The organism is Clostridium sp. CS1-1, from assembly GCF_056135525.1.
The window spans coordinates 2,504,886-2,528,037 of record NZ_CM148680.1; the positions used below are offsets into that span (position 1 = coordinate 2,504,886).

Consider the following 23,152-nt stretch of genomic DNA (forward strand, 5'->3'; position numbering starts at 1 on the left):
ATAATAGTTAACTAAATTTAGATAAACATTTTAATCCCCTCAAATCAAAAATGTGATATAATTTTTATTAATCCACCCTAAAGGAGTAATCCCTATGAAAATGCTACTATTTGAAATGGAAATAATAGACGTTCTAAATAACAATTATAAAATCAAGATAAGTAATGATATAGAAGATACTTTGATAGAATTTAACCCTTATAAAAAAGAACTGAATTTTACTGATAACAGTAATTTAACTAATTGTCTTAAGGATAACGAATATCAGCTAAAAAAAATGCTTCATAATAAACGTATAGATACTTATTATGTAGGTTTCAATGTCAAACTTGTTTTAAGATGTAATAAAGCTGTTGCAGTCTTTAAAGATAGAAGTAAAATAGTAGTTTTAGACAAGCGAAACAATGATAATCATAGTTATGTTATAGATGAAGATAAATGTGAAGAAAAGGTTTATAAAATATTCTCAGATGCTTGCTATTTAGAAAATAAGAAGTGTGGTGGTTTTGCTTTTATAATAGAGGATTTAGAAGGTAATTATAAGCTATATACAGAAAAAGTTCAGGAAATAGGTAGTAGTCAAGCTGAACTTACAGCAGTCATAAAAGCCATTGAATTACTAAAAGATATCGAAAAAATAAGAATAATAACTGACAGCCAATATGTAAGAAAAGGCCTAACAGAATGGATTCCTTGCTGGAAATTAAATGATTTTAAAACCATCAACGGAGAAGCTGTTAAGAATATTGAGAACTGGCTTCATTTTGATAATGTCTGTAATGGAAAATATATTGAATTTCAATGGGTAAAAGGACACTCCAACCACTTTGAAAACTCTCTTTGTGATATGTATGCAAGAGATGTAGCTGAGAATTGAACTTTTGCCCATTGAGGTTTTTCTCTTGTATATCCTAAATGGTAATTTTTTCATTGTATTTAGAAATATTGCTTTAGCTCTTAAAGCTTATACCTATAGGAACATACCGCCAGATGCTTCAATGCGTTGAGCGTTAACCCATCCCATTTCATCAGTGCATAAACTAACATGCACCATTATCAAATTCTAATTATGCAAGGCCTTCATTTGAAAATATAACTTGCCCATTAATCCAACGTCCTGAGGTTGCTAAATATGCTACTGTGTCGGCAATGTCTTCTGGTGTACCCAGACGTTCAAGTGGTGCTGCTTTAGAAAGTTTGTCGATTGTTTGTTCATCTTTTCCATCTAAAAATAATGGTGTTGCAGTTGGACCTGGAGCCACAGCATTAACTGTGATATCTTTACCACGTAATTCGCGAGCCAATATCATTGTCATTGATTCAACTGCCGCTTTACTTGCAGCGTATGCACCATATGTTGGGAATTGCGTGCGAGTAACAGAAGTAGAAAAATTGATAATTGCTCCACCTTTGCGAACACGTCGAGCCGCTTGCTTGGATATTACAAAAGTTCCACGAATATTTGTGCGGTGCATTTTATCTAAATCATCTAAGTTCATCTCTGCGATAGAACCGAGTAACATGATACCTGCTGTATTGATTACGACATCAATCCCACCAAATTTTTCTTCAACTACATCGAAAGCTTCTTGCATAGCTTTTTCATCTGCAACATCTCCACCTATACTAATTGCTTTTCCGCCTTGCTTTACAATCTCATCCACTATAGTATCTGCTCTAAGCTTATTGCCAGAATAATGCACAGCAACAGCAAATCCATTATCCGCTAATTTTTTAACTACGGCACGTCCAATACCGCCAGATCCTCCTGTAACAAGTGCAACTCGCAATTCATGTGTTTCAGTCGATATTTTGGTCATAATATTTCTCCTTTATTATTAAATAATTAAGTTACATTTTTTATGTTTTGTAACTTTTCGATAATGTCATTATACCCCACTTAGTTACAAACTCAACATTTTGTAACCTTTTCTCAATAGACTGGATACTATAAATTCGTTATTTCTTACTCTTTCGTAGACTTTCATTGTAAATCATTTTTTATGCAGCTTTATCTTTTTTAAGTGCGTTGTTATAGTATTCTTCTGGACTGTATTGTTCATTCATACCCTTCCCTTCACTTTTGTATTTTACATATAATAGCTTAGACAATACAACTTTTAGCATAGCACCAGTTCCTCGTGTCTACAAACGCGGGTAAGACCCATTGTAACTAAGTGGTGCATCCTGTATAATAAAATTTAGAAAAAAACTAGGAGGATCCACAATGGCAATACTTACAAAAGAGAAAATTTTTTCTGTTACAGAAGAAATCATAATGAGAAAGGGAGTACAAAAAACCACTCTTTCTGATATTGCAAAAGAACTTGGAGTTACTCATGCTGCATTTTATAAACATTACAAAAATAAAGAGGACCTATTGCAGCAACTCGCACTCAGATGGTTAGAAACTACTTCCAAGGAATTATTAGAATGGGAAGCCCCAAAAGATGTAAGCTCTGCTGTTGCACTTCACGATTGGCTCTGGCTTCTGGCTACTACAAAGAAAAAACTTTATCATGATGATAAACGTATGTTTCGGTTGTATACGGATTATTTAGAGCGTACTCAAATCCTCGTTAAAGATCACTTAAAACAATTAGCGCAAAAATCGGAATCCATTAGTGGATTAAAAAAATCAGGCTCTGCTATTATTACAGCATTTGTATATTTCCATAATCCATATTTTGCAGACCGTTGGGATAATGAGTTTTATAAGGAAACTTTTGAAGATGTATGGACGCTAATTGTTAACAAACTGCCATAACTTTATTGTATATTTAAATATTAAAAAATAAACGCATCTAAAATTAAAATGTCCCCTTTGTAGAGGACATTTTTAAAAAGTCTAGGCATTTTTGAGGAGATGTTCTCTGTGTTAGGCAGAGGGCATCTTTTTTAAATTCCACTGGTATCTGTAGTATTTACCATTTTAATGAACCATAAAGCAAAATTTAAGAGTGTGAATAATTGGCTCCTGTCTATCTTTCATCGTTAATACTTTGAAGGATTCCTAATCAGAACTTCCTCTCCTAACAGGCTTACCAGAATAGTTATGTGAATTATTTATACGGTTATTGTCAAAATCAGATCTCATCCTATCTGTTTGGTTTATGTTTGTTTTGATACCCTTATGAATCCTGCCCATTGGGGCGAAAGCGCTGCTAATTATAGTTTTTTCTACAATTATATATATGAAAAAAATCGCTATAGTACTTGCTATAACTAGGTTTCTTTTATTAAACCTTAAAGAATTAAGTCTTTTAACATTATATTTTTTTGTATATTCTTTTCTACTTCTTCTTGTCATGTGAGAATTATAGGTAGTGCTAACACTATCGTTATTAATACTACTATCATCAACACCACCGCTATTAATATCATCTTTCCTGTACAAATCATAAGTTAGATTATATTCTTTTCTACTTTCTGGATTATTTAATATTCTATAAGCTTCATTTATAGCCTTCATTTTTTCATTTGCCTCATTTAAATTATTTAAATTTAAGTCCGGATGATATTTCTTTGCTAATGACTTATACGCTACTGTAATTACTTCTTGTGCAGCATTCCTATCTACCTGCAATATTTTATAATAATCTTTAAAGCTATCATTGTTCATATGTTACTCCTTTTCCTACCCTAGAATAATATGTCTAAGCCATATCTTCATCTATTTCGTATATTTTCATTTAATTGATAGCTTAATCATATATTACCAATGTCACATTAATGTAACAAAATTGTGTCTAAAGTGTAAAAAATTTTTAATAATTTTTTACACTTTACTTTTAAATTTAGTTAACATAATTTTATAATAGTTAACTAAATTTAGATAAACATTTCAATCCGCTCAAATCAAAAATGTGATATAATTTTTATTAATCCATCCTAAAGGAGTAATCCCCTGAAAATGTTGCTATTTAGAAAATAAAAAGTGTGGTGGTTTTGCTTTTATAATAGAGGATTTAGAAGGGAATTATAAGTTATACACAGAAAAAATTCAGGAAATAAGTAGCAGCCAGGCTGAACTTACAGCAGTCATAAAAGCCATTGAATCACTAAAAGATATCGAAAAAATAAGAATAATAACTGACAGCCAATATGTAAGAAAAGGCCTAACAGAATGGATTCCTTGCTGGAAATTATATGATTTTAAAACCATTAATGGAGAAGCTGTTAAAAATATTGAGAACTGGCTTCATTTTGATAATGTCTGTAATGGAAAATATATTGAATTTAAATGGGTAAAGGAACACTTCAACCACTTTGAAAATTCTCTTTGTGATATGTATGCAAGAGATGTAGCTGAGAATTGAAAAATGCAGAAGCCGATGCTTAGTTTTGTTAAGCATTGGCTTTTAGGTTATTATTATAATTTTTTCTTTATATACTCTATTATATTCTCTGCTATCTTGAAAGCCTCTTCAACATCTTCTTTTTCTGCCACCAATGCTTCCTCTGCAGGATACCTTGTTTCTATATAAAAAGCATTTAAGAAAGCGCACTCTTTTAAAAATTTGTTAAACTCTTTATCGTGATTTGAGGCTAACTTACATAACTTAAATAGATTATGTCCATTTTGTAACACTCCAGCCTTATATATTAAAAAACCTTTTATATATTTCTCTACTGCTTGCTGGAGATGAAAACATACAAGTCCAAAATCCCCATCGTATTCATAAAGAATCTTTGCTCCTTTTAAATCTTTGTCTCCCATTACGAACCATTCATTGTATTTTAATGTATCAACCATATATTTTCACTCCTGTCCTCTTTATTAGACTAGCAAAGGATGCTGTATCTATTACATTTCTTTCCCACGAACTTTTTGTGTATACTATAAAATCAATTTCTCTAGCACTCTCTATTTTCATGGTTAAATCCATAAGTAGATCCTTCTTACTTTCAAAATCCAGCACTATACATATATCAATATCACTATCTTCTCTAGCTCTTCCTCTCGCACAAGAACCAAAAAGTATTATTTCGTGAGGATTATATAATTGAACTATCTGATTTTTTATCTTTTCAATTTCTTCTCTAAAAGGTATCATAAAGTTAATCCTTTCTGTATAGTTATCTCATTTTAATTACACCAAATAAACATATAATTAAAACTTAAAATACTTATTAAATTGACATTGTATTGTTTAGTAACAGCAATCTTAGACATTGCAAAACCCTCTTGTGAAAGTACTACACCTTTTGAGTTTATTCTGATAAATATTTCTATTACTGCTTACATACTAACTAATAGAATAAGTAACACCATACTCATATAACGTTTCGGGATCTATATCCGCCTCGTTCTCCCATTCTACCGTATCAAAACTTACTCTTGCGGATTTAAATAAAGATATATCTCTTAACTCCCTAAATATTCCTTTATCTAAATATGGTTTCATATCGAATAATCTTATCTCACCATTTCCGAAAGTTACTACTAATTTATATTCATCTAATGTTTTAACTTCTTTAACAGACAAATACATACTATCACTCCTTACTTCAAAGGTTCTATTTTAGATGGTAATTCACTATCCATAGCTAATTTCCAATTAGATCTTAATTCATCCTGATGAAGTTCAACCCATGCTAAAACCAATCTTAACTGTTTTTGGGCAATTCTCCATCTATTATTTCACAAGAATTTATATCCAAAACCACCTTGTAATCATCATAGAAGGCATGAAAGTGAGATGTGTAGCCTTATTATTTATATCACCCAATCTAATAGTTCCACTTGTATTTAATTCATAATTTATAACTGAGATAAGCAACGTAGATATATTTAATATATAGAAAGTGTTAACCTTTTGCTTAACATCATTAGGATTCACATCTTCCATTAATACATATTTTCAACTCCATAAACATCAAATACCGACTACCACTATAATATCCTTAATCTTTATATTAGAATGCCTAGCTGCCAATAAAACAGCCACGGCATCGTTATATATGTGATTTACATCTAGTATTATTTTTCCATAATTATCTCTACATTATTATCATAAAGCTACCAGCATCACCCTTCATTATTGTATTTAACTTTTATTAATAAACTCATCTAAATAATTAAAATCAACTATCTCTTCATTCACTCTCAATTTCTTAGAATTCAATATCTCTATTTTTATGTTCCCCAGCATAAAATGATCTTTACGCCTTAGTATCTTTAACTCTTTATCTTTACTCAATTCCTTTAGAATCTTGTACAACTCTATTTCATTTCTACTTCTAAAACTTAACTCGTGCATAGTTTCTGCATTTTTCAAGAGATACATAGTAGTATAAGTTATTAGTTCTACCCCGTATTCTACTGTGGATATTGGGCCTACAGACAGTAGTTCCTCTAATTCAAATCTTAAATATTCATCTTCTCCGCTGCCTCTTTTAACTGGCAATTCTGCACAATCTTTTCTTTTACATCTTTTTATTCCCCTTATTCTGCCATAATAATATACTCCTGAACTTTCTTCAAAATAATTTTTTGATTGATAAAATGCAATGTATTCTACTCCAAGTTTAATATTTGATAGCGCCTTAGCAGGTATATGATAAAACTTATTGTTTACATAAGCCTCTAAATGATGCTTATCACTTACATTAGCTACCATTACATTAGTATTCTTAAATTTGTAGTAATCATCTTCCACTTCATGAGTTGGTAGCTTACTCTTAGACTCAATGTAAGATTCACTTAATATTTTATATAGATGCTGTTTAATTAAATTTGTACTGCCGGGCAGCATAGGAAAAGCCCCTATATTTACTTTCTCTATACTTTTGTAAAAATCATGGTTTTTAAACTCTTCTTCATTAGAATAAGGAAACATAACATAGGCACCAAAAGCATCATACTTAAACTGCATACCTTCATCAAGTTCGCTGACTATAGCATCTCTATATCTATGCATTACATTTATGTCATCTTCCATAGGACCTATGATACCATTATCATCTATGCTTAACCTATATTTAGCATCAAAAATATATACTCTACTATTTTTTTCTTTGTTTCTAAGACAAAGAATAGTATCTGGCCTTTGATTAGTAGTTGGTAAATCAGTATAAGCCTTGTTATACCAGAGTTCAACACTCTTTCCATGTTTATTAGTATAGATACTTTTAGATTGCTTATTTTGAGTAAGAGATAATGTAATACCGTTGTCTTTAGTCTCTATTATGCCATTCTTAACTGTTACAAATCCCATGTCATTCAATGTTCTATGTAATTTCATGTAGCACCATATTTCATAAAGCTTCCAAAGCTTTTTGGGTGTTATATTATAAAGTCCTTCACTTATATCTAAACCTTTTTTCAGCATCATATAATAATAGTACACTTCTTTATATCCACTGGACATTTTAAATACTAAAGACATACTCTTCCTACCTTGAATGTCTGATATATTTTTAAAGAATACATTTAAGTGTCTTAACAATCTATTTTCAAATAAAGAAAGAGCTTTAAAGTACTCATTTTCCTCACCGTACATATTTACTATGTTATTCTTTATTAGCTTAATTCTCGTAACAATACTCTTGAGCATAAACTTTACGTATTGATTTTCATATATATCAAAGGTTGTGGTTTTCTTTATCTCTACCACTTTAGATGGAAGATATTTCTCCCCTCTGATATCAATTACACCTCTATTAGATTTAATAAGATTGTTACTGTGCTTTCTTATATAATCTATACTATTTCTAGAGACCTTCTTAGCTTTATCTACACTTTTAATTTCTTCTATATTTATCACACCATGCTTAGGGTGATTTTCAACTCTCTTTATAGCCTTTTCTAGCTGCTCGTATATGTTCATCAAAATGCCTGTAAATTCTACTCCTGTTTGACTAGAAACCTCTTTTAAATGCACAGTTTGAAAAGTTTTTCCTAGAAAATCAAATACCAAAGAAGCTATCTCTTCATTAACTTCATTTAATATTTCTTTGTAATCTTTCATGTAATCCATCTTGGATGGAAAGACTTCTATGGTAAAGGTTAAAATCTCTTTATTGTTCTTTTTAATTTTAAATGTGGAATGACCTATATCTCCATTGAAACCAAAACTTCCAATTAAGTTATTGCCTATAGAAATTATGCAATCTCTAATTTCCTTATCTATATGATACAGCTCCAAAGGTTCCTCCGTATAGTTCTCAATAAAGATTTGATATATGCCATCTTCGAAAAAGGAAGGTCTCATAGAGCCGCTGTTTTCAAATAACTCTCCTTCATCGTTAGAAGTTTTAATTTGTGGATCATACATATTACTATCTACAAACAAATGAGCTTCTAAATTCAAGTTTGAATTTATATACTGAAACTTTTTGTTATATAAATTTCCTGTTATATATAGCTTAAAATCAGAGGTTTCAATATATAAAAGAGTTTTGTTAGAACCAGTACGTTGCAAAGCCATCATACTTATACCCTCTTAACATGTCTAATATTTTCGATGCGCTCTTATCGTAAATAGCATCTTTTAAGAAACTCTCTGCATCTTCCAAATAAGAAGTATCTGAAAATACCGCTTCCTTTCCTAAACAGAAGTTAAATAAATCTACTAAAACTTCCTTTATTATAGCTTCACTTCCACTTATAGCTGGCAGTATCTTCTGCATTATCTGATAGTCAAAAGCCACACTTTCACTTAAAAGTTCTAGCTTCTTGTTTTCTACCATATAAAATATAATTTCATCCCTAACTCTATAGGCAAAGTGCTTTCTAGCCTTCTTAAGTATGATATTTATTTTAACTATCTTATCATTAATAGAAACTGCATATTCTCTATAATCTTCCTCTATGTCATTTATATTTAAGTAATTAGTTTTGATGAAGCCGTTATCTACTTCCTCACTTGTTACTTCATCTATTTCTTCGCTATGAAGAAATAACTGATTTAAATCTACTTCAGAAAATTCTATAGTATTAGCTCTATCTAATACTTTTCTGCTGAATTGGAAAGTGGTATCATCCATGTTTACAGTGCCAATTATATATAAGTTTTCAGGTATGTATAGTTTGCTATAGTCATTATCAATAAAGTTGCTGTTAAATATATTGTCTGTAGTAATCTTATCTCCCTGTACTCTTCTACTTTCAATAAGACTTAGGTATTCACTTAAATAGTATTCTACTCTAGCCAAATTCATTTCATCTATACATACAAAATAAGGCATTGAACTATTTTCTAAAGCTTCTTTTATTATTTCCGTAAGCTGGCCTGGAATAAATTCATCATTTATGTTTTTGTAACCAAATAATTCAGTGCTGTCATTCCAGTCAGGTTTTACCGAAATCATTTTAAATCTTCCGTTATCAGTGTTTGCTCCTATGGCTTCTGCAAATAATCTTACAATTTTTGACTTACCTGTTCCACTGATGCCCGCTAGGATGACGAAGGGTTTTGTTTTTAGGGAGAGATAGAAGTTTTTGATTGAATCGGGGCTGTAGATGTATCCTTTTGATGTTATGTAGTTATGTATTTGATTTATAATTTCCCTTGGATTAAGAATAACCTCAACTTTAGTTCCTGGGTTAAACCCACTTACATATGCTTTATAATATCCCATAATTCTTAACAAATCCTTTTTTAAAATATTATCATCTGGCAAACTTTTAGGATCATATTCTATAGTTGCAATAGATCCTGCTTCATAAGATTTCCCTAGTTCTCCGTCCCCCAAGTATATTGGTGCTTTTAGGTACGTATCATCTAAATTTAGGTTCTTTCTAATATTATCTGCATTTCCTTTTAATTTCTCATTTGCTGCTTTTTTATAGTTATTAACGTATTCAGTTACACCTTGATTTAATGTCAAATATAATTTATCCATGTTCTCAGAAAATAAATAAACAACATATACACCTTTCTGCGTTGAGGTTGCAATTGATTTATCCATTATGGCAATCCAAGGAACCTTTGCCCAATTTCCCTGACCTATTGAGCCTTTTATTTCATACTTATCTTTATCTATAAAATCTAGCTCCTTTATATAATTAGGAATTTGATTTCTGATTATTTCACCTAATTTATGGCCTTTGAATTCTTCACTCCTTCTAGCATTTACATAGGTATCTATAACATATTGAAAGAACTCTTTTAATTTAGTCTCTTCCACTGTGGTTACTCTCTCCTTATAATATAGATTTAATTTTGAACTTAGTATGTCTTTAAGCTTTAACAAGTCTTCATCGCTTAAGGTTTTCCATAATTCATCGTTAAAGCATATGTATTCTTTGCCATCTATTGTTTCTTTATAAATATAACCTTGATTATTAATAACTTTATATGCATTTTCATTCATTACAGCTCTTACTGTTGGTACATCTAGCTTATCTATATTTTGAACAATTTTACTATCAATGTTTTCAACTAATAGGTTAGATTTGTTTCTTTCTATGTAGAAGTTTGCTATATCATTACAAACCTTATAATAATCTGATTTACCTTCATTATTTACGTTATTTATTAATGATGATAACAAGACTATCTTATAGGATTTTTGATAATTGGACCCTAGTGAATATTTATCTCCTATATAGTTAAAAAATCTACTTTTTATATCATCGCTTATTGAGTTATCATTATTGACACCAATATCTTCACTAGATATTATTAATTTCACTTTTACTACATTTGGCCTATCAGTCTTGTAAAATTCTATATATTCATCTATGCTATCTTGTGCCTCAGGACTATTCTCTTGAACAATCTTGTAACTTTTTTTAAGTTTATCTTTTAAATAGTTTGCCATCTTAGAGTTGCCGTTGTATCTTATCTGTAAGATATCATCTTTTCTATTTTGAGCATTTATGTTCCTTAGTTCTACTTCCTCTGAAAAGTCTTCAAATTCTAATGTTATTTTTTTTGCCCGACCTTGTGGGATCTTGCCTTCAGGAATAACGCTTAGGAAAGCTTTTCTATATTCAATTGGAATATGAATACCATACTTAAATAATGATAAATCTACTTTTTTTCTAGCTATTATATTTTCTATATTTGGTTTATCCCAAGTAGTCATTATAACGCAACTTCCTTTCTAAACAATAGTTCAATTGCAATTAAACTTTAAATTATTTGTGCAAGCTTATTTTAAAACTTATTTAGTTTAATTTTACCACACATATAGAAAATTTTTCTAAAATAAAGGAACATTTCTATTAATTTAGTATAATTAGCAAGCAGTAACGTCCAATACGTACTATCGGTTCATACCCCATAGCGAGAGGCTCACCCCGAACATGGTAGATATTCATATATAAAAATAAACGAATCCAGATAGATTCGTTTTATTACTTAAATATAAATATTTTATTGCTTTTCATTAGAGACTTAAAACAACAATATTCAAAAACTCAGGGATCTTATCTTAAATCGTTTATTTGATAAACCAAGTTGTGTTCATTTACTTTATTTATTTTCCTTTAAACTGATGTTTTTAAAAGCCTCATTTCTCAACTTAGCACCTATGGTAGTCTCTATAATCTTTCTTACTATGGTATCTTTTTTATCACTCTTATTTAAATGTACTTTTAACTGATTAGCTAATTCCAGCATATCAGCTTTTTTAAGGTTCAGGCTTTGAATATAATTATGAGCTTCTTCTCTATTATCAAATTGCTCAATTTCATTTACATAAGATTTTGTATTTACCTCTTCAATTTTTTCTATATTTTCATCTACTGTTAGCTCTTCATATCTAATCTTTCCCTTACCACTTAATATACTTTTACACTGTTCTTCTGTTAAGGATTCTAAAATCTTAGAAGTTACCTTTAAGAATAAAATAAATTGCTTTTTTACTTCACTCATCTATATTACCTTCCTTGTAAACTCTAAAGTAAGCTTTTTCAACTCATCAACTACAGTTATATGAGATTTGTGCGAATCTAATATAACAGGTACCCCATATTGAGGCGCATCAGCATATATGGTTTTATTTTCTCTAATCTTACTTTCAAAAATAGGTATTTTCATTTTTTGTATATTATCCAAATACTGCTCTTGAACAGAATATACTTTCCCTTCTCTTATGCCTACCATAGTTGGAACAACACCTAGTAATTTAGGCATTACTTTTTTCAAATCTGGGTTTTCATCTTTTTCTAAGTAATTGTTATAATCTCCAATTAGCTCTGTTATGTGTCGTTGCAATTGCTCTATCCCTAAAGTTGATAAGTAATCAAGTTTGGCAGGAATCATATAATAGTCACTTGCCACTATAGCTGTTTTGGTAACTATATTAAAGTTAGGGGGACAATCTATTAAAATGTAATCATATGAACTTTCCATAGAATCTATTCCTTTGGTTAAAAGAGAATACACTTCTAGAAAGTTATTTTTTTGCTGTCTTGGTGTAGCTCCTCCTAACATAACTGCTAGCTCCAGATCTACATTTATTAGAGCTAGATGAGAACAGATTAATTGTAAGTTCCCATTAACTATTTTATTTACTTCTTCTGGTATGATAACAAGTTTATTTAAATCCTTTACGTTTCCTCTTTCAATAAAACTGTCATACCATGTTTTTATTGTTTTGCTATCTTGATATTTATCCTTCCATGTGTCAACTTGAATAAATGAAAAAGTTAGATTAGACTGCGGATCTAGATCTATAGCTAAAACTTTTTTACCTTGCTTAGCTAAACCTGACGCTATATTAGCTGTTACTGTAGTTTTCCCAACTCCTCCCTTATAGTTTATTACTGATATTACTTTCATTAAAAGCCTCCTACAACTATTGATAGACATACTTTATAAATATTTTTATTTTGTTAAACTTATGAATAAATGTACTAAATATTACTTTAAGTTAGGCTTATATTATTCTCCTGTTTTTATCATATAGTTGGCTCTTATTCTGCAATTAAATTACACTATTTAATTGCAATTACTTTTATTCTAACTGTTAACCCGCACCTATAGACTACTAATCCTATATAAATACTTCGTAGCATATTAATTTAATTTCTTTATCATCTACTTTTGTTTCCTTTCCACCGCCATTGACCTCCACATCTTGTAATACTTTAATTAATTGATCTAGTAATCGTCCATCATCAAGTTCTTCAGATTCTAAGTCTTTTAATCTTTTAACTATTCCTCTATGCAACGGTTGATTTATTTTCTTTAGAATTAGTATTTTTTCATTCGTTAAAATACCTTTATATTTTTTATTTCTGAAAATTAAATCAAGTCGTTTTGCTATATTTTTCTGTATATAATTAATTTTCGGTGTTGCAACCTTATATTGTATAGTTTTTTCTATTTCCTGCTTTACAAAATTAAATCCTTTATCTAATATTTCATCTACATTAAAGAAAACATCTTGTTTTACAGGCTTAATTTTTGGAACTTTAACCGCTGAAATTATTTGATATATATATGCTCTGTTTGTAATAAAGTTCTTTTTATTAATATCATAAAATAGCCAAAAATCCTTTTCTCTTATTTTGTAGTATATATAAACACCTCTATAATTTTCTGATTTAACTAAAGAGTATATACCATCGCTTAATTTTATTGCTTTTTTTCTATTGCTATCATTCTTAAAAATTAGCTCTTCAAAATCACTGTATATATCCTCTTCTGATTTCAGTAAATCGTCTTTCTCCAAATCACCTATTACCATGCTATCTTCACTATATATTCTAAAAATAGTTTCTTTATCGTCATCATTAAACACTTTTTCGATAATCATCTCATTATCAGAAATAATTTTATTTTCATTACCTATAGTCTCGTTAATGTATTTAATCTTATCATTTAGTTTCTTAACTAAATTTAGTAATTCCTCTAGCTTATCATCAGGCATAAAATTGTATATATAAATATCATCAAATTCAGTAGTAATTCTATCTATCCTTCCTTCTCTTTGGATTATTATTACAGGATTCCAGGTTAAATCGTAATTAATAATTATGTTACAGTCTTGCAAATTTTGGCCTTCTGATAGAACATCTGTTGAAACTAATATATTTAGTTCATCTTCAATTTTTGCATCTACGTTGTTAGACTTAGGCGAAAATCTTTTGATTATATTCTGCTTTTCTTTTGCATTACAACTTTTACTATCTAATTCAGCTATATTTTTAAACTTATTAACTTGTAACTGATTATAAATATACTTTGCCGTATCTTTAAACTGTGTAAATATTAATATTTTCTTATCTTGAAGATTTTTACTAATGTACTTAATTAAAGTTTTCAGTTTTATATCCTTATCAGCAGTAATATCACTTATTTTATTAAGTATGCTTTCAAATATGTCTTTATCAGCGTTAACATTTTCAATTAATTCATTTATATCACCATCAAAATTAGATATACTAATTTTTTCGTATTGATTAGCCTCTTCGTTATCCTCAAATTTGAAGACCTTATATATGTCCTTTTTGCAGATTAAATAGCCTTTATCAATACACTTAAGTAATAATTCACAATAATATTTTTGTTTCCTTATTGATTTTCGGAATGCTTCTACTGAACTTTCAAATCTTTTTAAAAACATTATCTTTATCAATATTTTTGTGTATGTTAACTGTTTTTCTGTTAGTTTATCTTTTGTAATAATTGGTAAGCTTAAATTTTCTAGGGTGATTGCTATTTCCTGAAATATGTTATTACCATATACCCTTGCTATATCATACATAATTGTCTTTAGATATCTTTTAGGAAATTTGACTTCCTTTCCACTTATTAAAAGTTTTTGATCTTTATTTCCATATTTTTTTCTAATAAAGGCCTTACTTCTTTTAATCATAACCTCATTTAAAATATTATTAATTTCATCCTTATGTAAATCATGATTAAGAAAGATTTCTCTTAGATTAGTTATTCCGTACTTATCCTTAAATTCATCTTCTTTTATAAATAAAGTAAGTATATTATATAGATCCATTATTGTATTATTTATTGGAGTTGCTGTTAACATAATCATTTTTTTATCTGATGTGATTTTTACTAGTTCTTTAAATCTGTTTGCATTTTCATTTCTAAAATTGTGCACTTCATCGATAATTATAGCTTGTATGTTAGAATATTTTTCTAAATCTAAACCGTTTCGACCTATGCTTTCCTGCGTTACTATTTCAGCATATATACATAACCCTTCTATCTCATGCTTCCACATTTCTCTAAGAGATGCTGGACATATTACAATTACATTCTTATGCTCAGAACTTAAAAATTTCAATAGACCTTTAGCAATATAAGTTTTTCCAAGTCCAACACTATCGGCAATAATAACACCATTATAATTATTAAGAATTTGTATTGCTTTTTTTACTGCAAATAATTGAAATTGTGTTAAATCATCCAAATTTAATCTTTTTATTTCTTTAAAAATTTCATTGTTCTTTAAAAATGTATATAGAGTTTTCAAAATAATATCAAAAGGAGAATATTCCATTGTTTCTACTTTTATGTTTCTATCTATAATATTTAAAAGCTCCATGTTAAAATCTTCTGACTCATTCCAAATTAATCCAAACCATTCCTTAATTCCCTGTACGGCAGAAGGTTGGCTTAAAACTACATTTAGCTCTGTATTAACACCTTTTGATTCACTTGAACCTAATCCCCTTCTAGTAAAATTACTTGAACCAACGATAGCATGACTTTCTTCAATGTCTCCGTTATTATATTCAACGTCAAATATATAAGCCTTTGAATGGAATTTATCCTTAACATATATTCTAAAATCTATAATACCTAGTCTAATAAATTCAGCTAATTCGTATATATTTTGTTTTTTCTCCTCTGTTAAATTAGAAGACTCCTGTGATATAGAATTCATGATACTTGCCTTTATGGTTTCATATCCTTTATTTATTTCATTAGCTGTAATTCCATCAGTCTCGTTTCCTATTAAAATCTTAATTTCACAATTAGGTTTTATGTTCTCTTTTACAAGCTCAAAGCCACTAAGGTAGAAATAGCCTGTAGCTATTTCTACCTTAGTGGAATACTTTAAAAGCTTATTAATTGTATCCTTTAACATGTTAATTCTGTTATCTATTATTTCCGGTATCTTATTCATAAACACCTCATTTATTCTAAATTGATTCCATATAATTCATATACAAAACTATCTACTTGTTTCTGTATATGATCTAGTTTATAATCTGCCTCTACCCCACTTATTCCTTTGGTAAACTGTAGTTTTCTTAGTTCTATAGCTTTGTCTACTAGATCATTTACATATTTTAATTGTTCTTTATTCGGTATAATTATAGGAATTTTCCTAGCATCATTAATTTGGAAATGTGAAGTATTATTTAAAAATTCCTGTACAAATTCACTCATAAATTTTGAATTTATTAACGCAATAATGTACTTTTCACTTATTAAGTTATCATTGATCATATTAAATAGACTCATACTTAATACGTCATGAACACTTTTTCCTTTAATCCTGGACTTAAGATATATGCTATTTACATCGGTCCAACAAAATCCTTCTTTGAAATAGGTATCCCTATTTCTTACCACCGGCATACCTTTACCACTTTTTCCTGAGTTAACCAATAAAAACTTAACTATTTTCTTACTCCAATTAATACAATAAGGAGTATCTAAATACCACCTATTTCCTTCCTTATCTCCCTTATCATAAGGTACATAAACTCTATCATTACTACTAATACCGCCTGTTTTTTCTTCTTCATTCAATTTGTCTACATCCGCCATTTCGTTTTTACCTATTATTCTATAAATAAAACCTTGTCCAAAAATATCCTTTTCTATTTTTTCTTTAATTTCATCAAACAATTTCCTTATTTGATATTCACTTTTTTTACTTAGCATTTCTCTAACTTGTTCTTTTGTAGTAATATCTTTAAATTCAGGTCTAAGCTTTACTAGCCTTGACTTATTTAATTGATTTTTGATTAGCATTTCATAAAACTTGTTAGCTCTATTAATTAAAGCTTTTTCTGCTAATTTAGAACCTTCAATGACTCCTACATATTTCCCATTATCTCCTGTAGCTAATCCTTGACCGCCTTCTGTAATAAGCCCTAAAAGTGTTATGTCTCCTGGTTTTAGTGTTTTTCTATATTTCTCAATTAGAATATTATTTTTCTTAATATCCTTTGATGTTTTTATTTTGTCCCACCATACTCTATAGAGTTCATTTATCTTCATTATATATTTTTCATATATCTGCATATTTATATTGTTTGGTTTGAAGAAAGCCTTTAGTAAATTATTTCTAAATACATTAATGCCTATGTCATAAGATTTATCCCCTACACAATCATCTATATTATATATATTTTCAAGGTTTAATTCAGTAGCATCAATATATTTAAATTTATAATTTGATTTTTCAATTTCGTTTTTGACTATAAAAATAGCTGTATCAACCAAGGCTTTAAAAGATTTTGGCATATCTGCAAGTATCTTTAAATGTCTATTCTGTAATAACGCTCTCATATTTAGTTTAGTTTGTATTGTTAAAAAAGTATTGGAAGTAATAAAAGCTAATACCCCTTTGTTTTTAGTTAGAGACATTGATTTGAATACAAAATGATTATATAAATCGTCACTAAATTTGTACGTTAATTTTAATTCATCTTTATAAGAGAGTTTTTGAACTTCTTTGGTATTAACATACGGTGGATTGCCTATTACAATATCAAAACCTTTATTTGATGATTCAATAAAAACTTCTGGAAAATTAATTACCCAAGAGAAAAATTCCTTTTTATAATTTTCTAACATTTCCTCTATACCTATATTAGTTTTTTTATTATTAACAGATTTTAATATTTTAATTAATAAGTTTTCCTCGGAGTCTATAATCTTTTTTTCTAGCTTTTCTTTTTCTTCCATAGTAGAAAAGTAACACTTTTTATAATTCACAACTTCTTCTATTTCTTTTTTATAAATACTATAATCAAATAGACTAGTTTGCTGCTCTTCGTTAAACTTATTAATATTTGAATCAAAGTCCACGTTATGAAATCTTGATACTAAACTGTTCCCTTGCATTATTTTAAAATTCAAATTAGGAAGTGGTTCTATATCCGTTAAAGATTTGGCATTATATTCAACTGCTAAAGATAACCATAATCTTAAATGGGCTATTTCAACCGCACCTTCTTGTATATCAATTCCATAAAGATTCTCTTTTATTATTTGTCTCTTAATTTTATAAAAATCTATGTTTTTAGATAACTTTCTATATATAGTAACTAGCAATTGTAACATACCTAGTATAAAAGCACCCGAGCCTACTGCAGGATCACAAACCTTTAATTGTTTTAATGCGTCCAATATTTCATGCGATTCAATTAGGCTAGGGCTCTGTTCACTATATATATTTTTTTCTAAGTTATCTATAAAGTCATTTATCTTCGCTTTAGATGTTATTAAGCAGTTTTCAGTAAGATACTCTTTTAAAGATTCTTTACACATATAACTAATAATTGGCCTTGGCGTATAAAAACTTCCTGTGCTTTTTCTTTCTTCTGAATTAATCATATTTTCATATATCTGTCCCAAGAGTTCTGGATCAACAGCTATATCTGCATCATATCCCAAATCTTCTTTCACGGTGAAATTATACTTGTTTAGTAAGTTACCAAATAATTGCTCAAACACTTCGTTATCTAATTTTATATTTGTTTCTTTTTCATATTTTTTATGAGGCTGAAATAGTCCTCCGTTAAGGTAAGGAATGCCTTTAAAATTAGATGTCAAACTTGTATCAATATATAACTCTGAATTCTCGTATAATTTCTTTGCTTTTTTATCTCTCTGTTTTTCAGGAGTATTAAGACATTGAAAAAACAATGGTTTTAATATATTCTCATAGTAATTTATAGGATCATCCTTGCTTTCACAGTATTCAAACATATTAAACAAATAATTTTTATTCCCATTGAGCCATCCTTTCTTTTGTATAAAGTATAAAAAAATCATCCTACCTAATAACAATACAGCATAATTTTTTCTATCTTCCTTAGTATTTAAGCCTTTTAAATTATTTTGTATGTTTTCTACCTCTATTTTAAATTGCTCAAAAAACTTAGAAGTTACCTTTTCAGTATCAAAGGCTTTAATATGTTTTTCATGAATACTTTCAATTTCCTCTATGTCCTCTAAATTGATCTGTATTTCTTTTAATATTTGTTCTTCTGTAGTTGTGATACTATTAGAGTTAATAAATAGTCTTCTAATCTTTAGAGTTTCACTAGCAGCTTCCATATGATAGTGCAAAAAAGCTACATCTTTTTCACAAATAAAAACTAATAGGTTACGTTCTAGTGGGCTTCTGTTATAGAGTTTATATGCTATTCTATTCATCCACTCAGTTCTTAACTCTTCAATTTCAATAGCCCAAACTTTAAAACCATTTGTATCTGTTAATAAGTGCATTTTTCTAATATAATCGTAATTTAAACCATTTAAGGATTTATCAAAATTGTATATAGGATTATCTTTGTAGCCTGATTGCACAAAATAATCCTGGATGTCATTTAAGTTATCCAATTTTAAAAACAAATCTACCATCCTAAATAATTACTATGTTACAAGTATATTCATAACTTCTATAAATACTTACTAAAATTATATTAAAGTTCAAGTATTGATGATTTGACAACGATTACAGTATATATCGATGAAGCATGCACTTACTTCCCTCACCTACCTAAAACATCCACTTTTTCTTATAGCAATCAAAAACTTAAAGTTCTTATCATGGCCTGAGTTTTAATCCGAGATTTCTATTATGTCTTATTCTTGTTTTCTTATTAAAAATAAATGACTATCATTATAGCTGTAATGATAGTCATTTATCGTATTTCATAATTCTTGCTGTTATTATGGAACTGCTAATTATATGGATAATGGGAAGATTATTACTATTTTGAAACATCCCATATCTGTGATATAAAATCATTTTCTTTTTTATTAATTATATTTTGAATTTCATTTTTTTGTGAAATATTTTTGTAATACTTTGCTATATGATCCATATCGCAATATACTGTAGCCTCATTAATGTTAATACCTGATAGTTCTTCAATAATTCTTTTTTTACAATTAGAAGGAATAATAAAATGTGTAATATTGCAATTAGGCTCCATAAACTCAATTTCTGGCATAACTTCTTTATTTTTATTTATGCCAAAAAGAGCAAACAATCCATTCTGATGAACGATTCTATCAAATTCTTGTTTTGGCTTGACAAAAATAATTGTATTTTCCAAATGTTCAGGGTTAATTTCTGGTTTAAAAAAAGGCTTTTCAGTTCTGATTAAATGAACAAGTTTTTTAATATCTGTACGTTTATTAAATAATTTTATTACTTCATCTTGATTCTCAGTATTACGCTTAAAATCATTAATAGAAAAAGAATTTTCAGCAAATGCCAAATTAGCCAAAACACTAACAGTGTCGCTATCATAATATTTAAAACTACTATTTGGTACATCAATTCTAATAGTATCCGAATGTTCTAACTCTTCACTACTACAAGCCATATATAGTGCTATCAAAGGATTTTCACTAAAATCAAGTAATCTTGTTGGAAAAGCATGATGCTGTAAAACAGATAAAAAATCCAACGCTGATTTACAGTGAATAAAAAATCTGGGATACGAAGCAATAATATCTCGAATATATTCGCTCTCATTTTTCAAAATATGTTTATTTTGCTCTCTATAAATCCCTGGGACTAATTCATATTTCCAGTTTCCATGCCCTCTATAAAAAGTTTTGTATTCATCTGTTTTTGGGGAATATATTACCTTTTGAATAAATTCAGACAAGCATGTAATAACTTCTACCTTAACTGTACCAACATTGTTGTTAGTATTAGTTGGGTATATAACCATAATTCTATTGTCTTCATCTTCTTTAATATTAATATGTATACGAAAATTAACAAAATCCTCTTTTTTACTTAAATCTTCAACTTCTCCAATAAAACTTATCCTTGTAAAATCCTTATTAAAAACCTCGTTGTTGTCCACAACAACAATTTTGTTTTCAAGTAATCTAGAATAACATTCAGATAATACATCTTGAAATTTTTTTGCACATTCCTCATGTTCTCTAACTAGCATTTCATAATACTCTTCTTCACTTTCATTTTTTGATAACATCTTACTGTTTTTATCACGCATAATTGATCTCCTTATACCTTAATATTCAATTCTTCTTATTCTCATTATAGACACAACTTGTCTAATTAGATGAGTAATTAGAAATTTAGCAATTACAACAATAAATATCTAATACATCCTTTCTTTAAAATTTAATTATCCATAAATCGTCTATTTATTCTAATTTTAACTTACTATTGATACATTTACAAAGAAAGACTTGCCATATGCCGACAAGTCTTTCTACTTTCATTTTATTTAAGTATCTTTATGTATTAAATTTAAATATTCTAATCTTCTTCTACTGCTTCAAAAGTAGCCTCGTTTTCTTCAATTTTTAGTCTTAAGTAATCTTTAATTTCAGCAAGAACATCTGATATATCTCTAATTATAGGATTTTTCAATTCTAAATTTTCTTTATAAAAATCCATATATGATTTCTTTTGAAGTTCCTTCTTTGCCTTTCTGGCAGGTTTATCACTCGCTTGCTCTTTTGAATTTATAGGTATTAAATACTTATAAATGCTATTTTCTAAGTCAGCTAACAAATCAGGTGAATATAATATTAAGTGGTAATTTTGGAACCAATATTTCTCATCATTATTTGCTTTTAGAATATCAATATCTTCACTTCCAAATAATCCATCTTTTAAATAATATGAAATTAATATTTGATTATTTGACTTAAGCACAATATCTTTCTGTTCTATTAGTAAATCTGTAAAATTCAATATTTTTATTGCATAATAGAAGTATAATTGTTCATCATTAAACGATTCTTGAAGTATCTCTTTATATCTTACCTTGAAAAATTCAAGTAATCTGTTCTTATCAAAATCATTCATTATATTAAACTTATCAATAGCATATAGCATAGCTTCTGGAGAAAACTTAAAGATAAAGCATAACTGGTGGTAATCATAATTCTTAACCTGATATTTATCAAGATTTAATTCTCTAAAATATTTTGTTTTAAAGAAATTATTAATGAAGGTTTTCTTTAATTTATTATCCTCTAAGTTTGACATTCTATAAACTATTTGATTAATAAAATACAACTTATTATTATTTCTTCCTTCATCAAATCTTACATTACAATGAGCAATTACTTTTTTCCAATATCTTGCTACTAAATTATAGTTGTTAAAGGTTTCATAAGTCCATATTTCTTTTTTTGCATCATTTCTTTCAAGTTCATATTTTTCTAATACTTTATCAAAAATTTTAACTATCTTCTCATTATCATTTTTATTGCAGAAGAAGTAAAAATCATCAGAAAAATAAGAAAACTTACATTGTATCCCTAAGTCTTCAATTTCTTTTTCTATATCCTTACTGATGTTCGTTAAATTAACTTCTGCAAAATATAATGATAAGTAATTTCCCATTATCAAACCGTTAGTTGCCCCTAAATTCATGTTAGATAAAAATCGATCGCTATGTTCTGAAGGAACAATGTTATGTGTATATATTCTTCCGTAATATTCTTTTATATCCATTTTAATCAAATTATCGTATGTACATAAGCCTTCAAAATCTTCTTCCAACTGTCTATCATATTCTCCTGATGTAAAATCTCCTGTTTTAATATTTGTCGATAAACGTTTATGTGAATAATCCATACTTTGAATTTTGCTGAAATGTGGCATGTCCTTAAATTCTTCATATGCACGTGCAAAATTCAAGATATTAGGCATTTTAATGATACGATACTGATCATCTTGCTTTCTTACTCTAAAATTAAAAGGTGCAACCCAGCACAGTTTTTCAAGGTCAAAAGAAGATATATTATCTGGCAATTTAATTTTGTCTATATCTAAGAAATTTTTAACTGGATTTTTAAAATTATACAAATTATTAAGTTCCATCGCCTACGCCTCATTTCTTTTCATTCTATTTTTTAACTAAAAATTCGTTTTATTGTTTCCTTTAAATTGCAAATTGTTAATTGTGAGATAGTTAAAATAAATATAACTTATAAACTTTTTATCTTTTTAGATAATTATCTAATTCCTGTTA

18 protein-coding genes and 1 pseudogene are annotated in these 23,152 nt (G+C 28.4%); 3 read left to right on the forward strand and 16 right to left on the reverse strand.

All coding sequences use genetic code 11. From position 1 onward, the window contains the following. Positions 1 to 94 precede the first annotated feature (94 nt). Positions 95 to 877, forward strand: a complete 783-nt coding sequence (locus AC0N0V_RS11830) for a ribonuclease H family protein (RefSeq protein WP_474464355.1) — start codon at positions 95 to 97, stop codon at positions 875 to 877. Positions 878 to 1,067: 190 nt separating this feature from the next. On the opposite strand, the gene AC0N0V_RS11835 is transcribed toward AC0N0V_RS11830, so the two are convergent. Together AC0N0V_RS11835 and AC0N0V_RS11840 are read right to left on the reverse strand one after the other, a co-directional pair. Beyond that, a complete protein-coding gene (locus AC0N0V_RS11835; RefSeq protein ID WP_474464359.1) occupies positions 1,068 to 1,820 on the reverse strand; it encodes an SDR family oxidoreductase in 753 nt (250 codons plus the stop codon). A gap of 181 nt (positions 1,821 to 2,001) precedes the next feature. Beyond that, positions 2,002 to 2,127, reverse strand: a complete 126-nt coding sequence (locus AC0N0V_RS11840) for a hypothetical protein (RefSeq protein ID WP_474464360.1) — start codon at positions 2,125 to 2,127, stop codon at positions 2,002 to 2,004. Positions 2,128 to 2,227: 100 nt separating this feature from the next. Between AC0N0V_RS11840 and AC0N0V_RS11845 the strand changes: the two genes are divergently transcribed. Beyond that, on the forward strand, positions 2,228 to 2,767 hold the full coding sequence (locus tag AC0N0V_RS11845; protein ID WP_474464361.1) for a TetR/AcrR family transcriptional regulator: 540 nt from the start codon (positions 2,228 to 2,230) through the stop codon (positions 2,765 to 2,767). A 246-nt stretch (positions 2,768 to 3,013) separates the two neighbouring features. Here the strand turns inward: AC0N0V_RS11845 and AC0N0V_RS11850 are convergent, their stop codons facing one another. Then, complete coding sequence (locus tag AC0N0V_RS11850; protein ID WP_474464362.1) at positions 3,014 to 3,622, reverse strand: DnaJ domain-containing protein; 609 nt, start codon at positions 3,620 to 3,622, stop codon at positions 3,014 to 3,016. Positions 3,623 to 3,929: 307 nt separating this feature from the next. Here AC0N0V_RS11850 and AC0N0V_RS11855 point away from each other — a divergent pair. Beyond that, positions 3,930 to 4,319, forward strand: a pseudogene (locus AC0N0V_RS11855) (ribonuclease H family protein); the annotation flags it as partial. 53 nt (positions 4,320 to 4,372) lie between these two features. Here AC0N0V_RS11855 and AC0N0V_RS11860 read toward each other — a convergent pair. The 13 genes from AC0N0V_RS11860 to AC0N0V_RS11920 form a co-directional block, all read right to left on the reverse strand. Beyond that, complete coding sequence (locus tag AC0N0V_RS11860) at positions 4,373 to 4,756, reverse strand: HEPN domain-containing protein (RefSeq protein WP_474464364.1); 384 nt, start codon at positions 4,754 to 4,756, stop codon at positions 4,373 to 4,375. Beyond that, on the reverse strand, positions 4,749 to 5,057 hold the full coding sequence (locus tag AC0N0V_RS11865; RefSeq protein WP_474464366.1) for a nucleotidyltransferase domain-containing protein: 309 nt from the start codon (positions 5,055 to 5,057) through the stop codon (positions 4,749 to 4,751). Before AC0N0V_RS11865 ends, AC0N0V_RS11860 begins: the two co-directional genes overlap by 8 nt. A 192-nt stretch (positions 5,058 to 5,249) precedes the next feature. After that, positions 5,250 to 5,495 carry a DUF2442 domain-containing protein gene (locus tag AC0N0V_RS11870; RefSeq protein ID WP_474464368.1) on the reverse strand — a complete coding sequence of 82 codons (246 nt, stop codon included), beginning with the start codon at positions 5,493 to 5,495 and terminating at the stop codon, positions 5,250 to 5,252. 115 nt (positions 5,496 to 5,610) lie between these two features. Continuing rightward, entirely contained in the window at positions 5,611 to 5,670 is a 60-nt protein-coding gene (locus tag AC0N0V_RS11875) for a hypothetical protein (protein ID WP_474464517.1), read from the reverse strand. Next, positions 5,655 to 5,852: a hypothetical protein gene (locus tag AC0N0V_RS11880; RefSeq protein ID WP_474464369.1), complete on the reverse strand. Its 198-nt coding sequence runs from the start codon at positions 5,850 to 5,852 to the stop codon at positions 5,655 to 5,657. Before AC0N0V_RS11880 ends, AC0N0V_RS11875 begins: the two co-directional genes overlap by 16 nt. 198 nt (positions 5,853 to 6,050) lie before the next feature. After that, positions 6,051 to 8,435 carry a DUF2357 domain-containing protein gene (locus tag AC0N0V_RS11885; protein ID WP_474464371.1) on the reverse strand — a complete coding sequence of 795 codons (2,385 nt, stop codon included), beginning with the start codon at positions 8,433 to 8,435 and terminating at the stop codon, positions 6,051 to 6,053. Beyond that, positions 8,407 to 11,037 carry an MrcB family domain-containing protein gene (locus AC0N0V_RS11890; RefSeq protein ID WP_474464372.1) on the reverse strand — a complete coding sequence of 877 codons (2,631 nt, stop codon included), beginning with the start codon at positions 11,035 to 11,037 and terminating at the stop codon, positions 8,407 to 8,409. Before AC0N0V_RS11890 ends, AC0N0V_RS11885 begins: the two co-directional genes overlap by 29 nt. A gap of 389 nt (positions 11,038 to 11,426) precedes the next feature. Next, positions 11,427 to 11,828 (reverse strand): hypothetical protein, encoded by a 402-nt coding sequence (locus AC0N0V_RS11895; protein ID WP_474464374.1) that lies wholly within the window; start codon positions 11,826 to 11,828, stop codon positions 11,427 to 11,429. Continuing rightward, complete coding sequence (locus AC0N0V_RS11900) at positions 11,829 to 12,737, reverse strand: ParA family protein (protein WP_474464376.1); 909 nt, start codon at positions 12,735 to 12,737, stop codon at positions 11,829 to 11,831. 214 nt (positions 12,738 to 12,951) lie between these two features. Continuing rightward, a complete protein-coding gene (locus AC0N0V_RS11905; RefSeq protein WP_474464378.1) occupies positions 12,952 to 16,056 on the reverse strand; it encodes a helicase-related protein in 3,105 nt (1,034 codons plus the stop codon). Between the two features lie 11 nt (positions 16,057 to 16,067). Continuing rightward, on the reverse strand, positions 16,068 to 19,526 hold the full coding sequence (locus tag AC0N0V_RS11910; RefSeq protein WP_474464380.1) for an Eco57I restriction-modification methylase domain-containing protein: 3,459 nt from the start codon (positions 19,524 to 19,526) through the stop codon (positions 16,068 to 16,070). 362 nt (positions 19,527 to 19,888) lie between these two features. Then, complete coding sequence (locus tag AC0N0V_RS11915) at positions 19,889 to 21,154, reverse strand: FRG domain-containing protein (RefSeq protein WP_474464381.1); 1,266 nt, start codon at positions 21,152 to 21,154, stop codon at positions 19,889 to 19,891. A 269-nt stretch (positions 21,155 to 21,423) separates the two neighbouring features. Next, complete coding sequence (locus AC0N0V_RS11920) at positions 21,424 to 23,001, reverse strand: RNA-dependent RNA polymerase family protein (RefSeq protein WP_474458070.1); 1,578 nt, start codon at positions 22,999 to 23,001, stop codon at positions 21,424 to 21,426. Positions 23,002 to 23,152 lie beyond the last annotated feature (151 nt).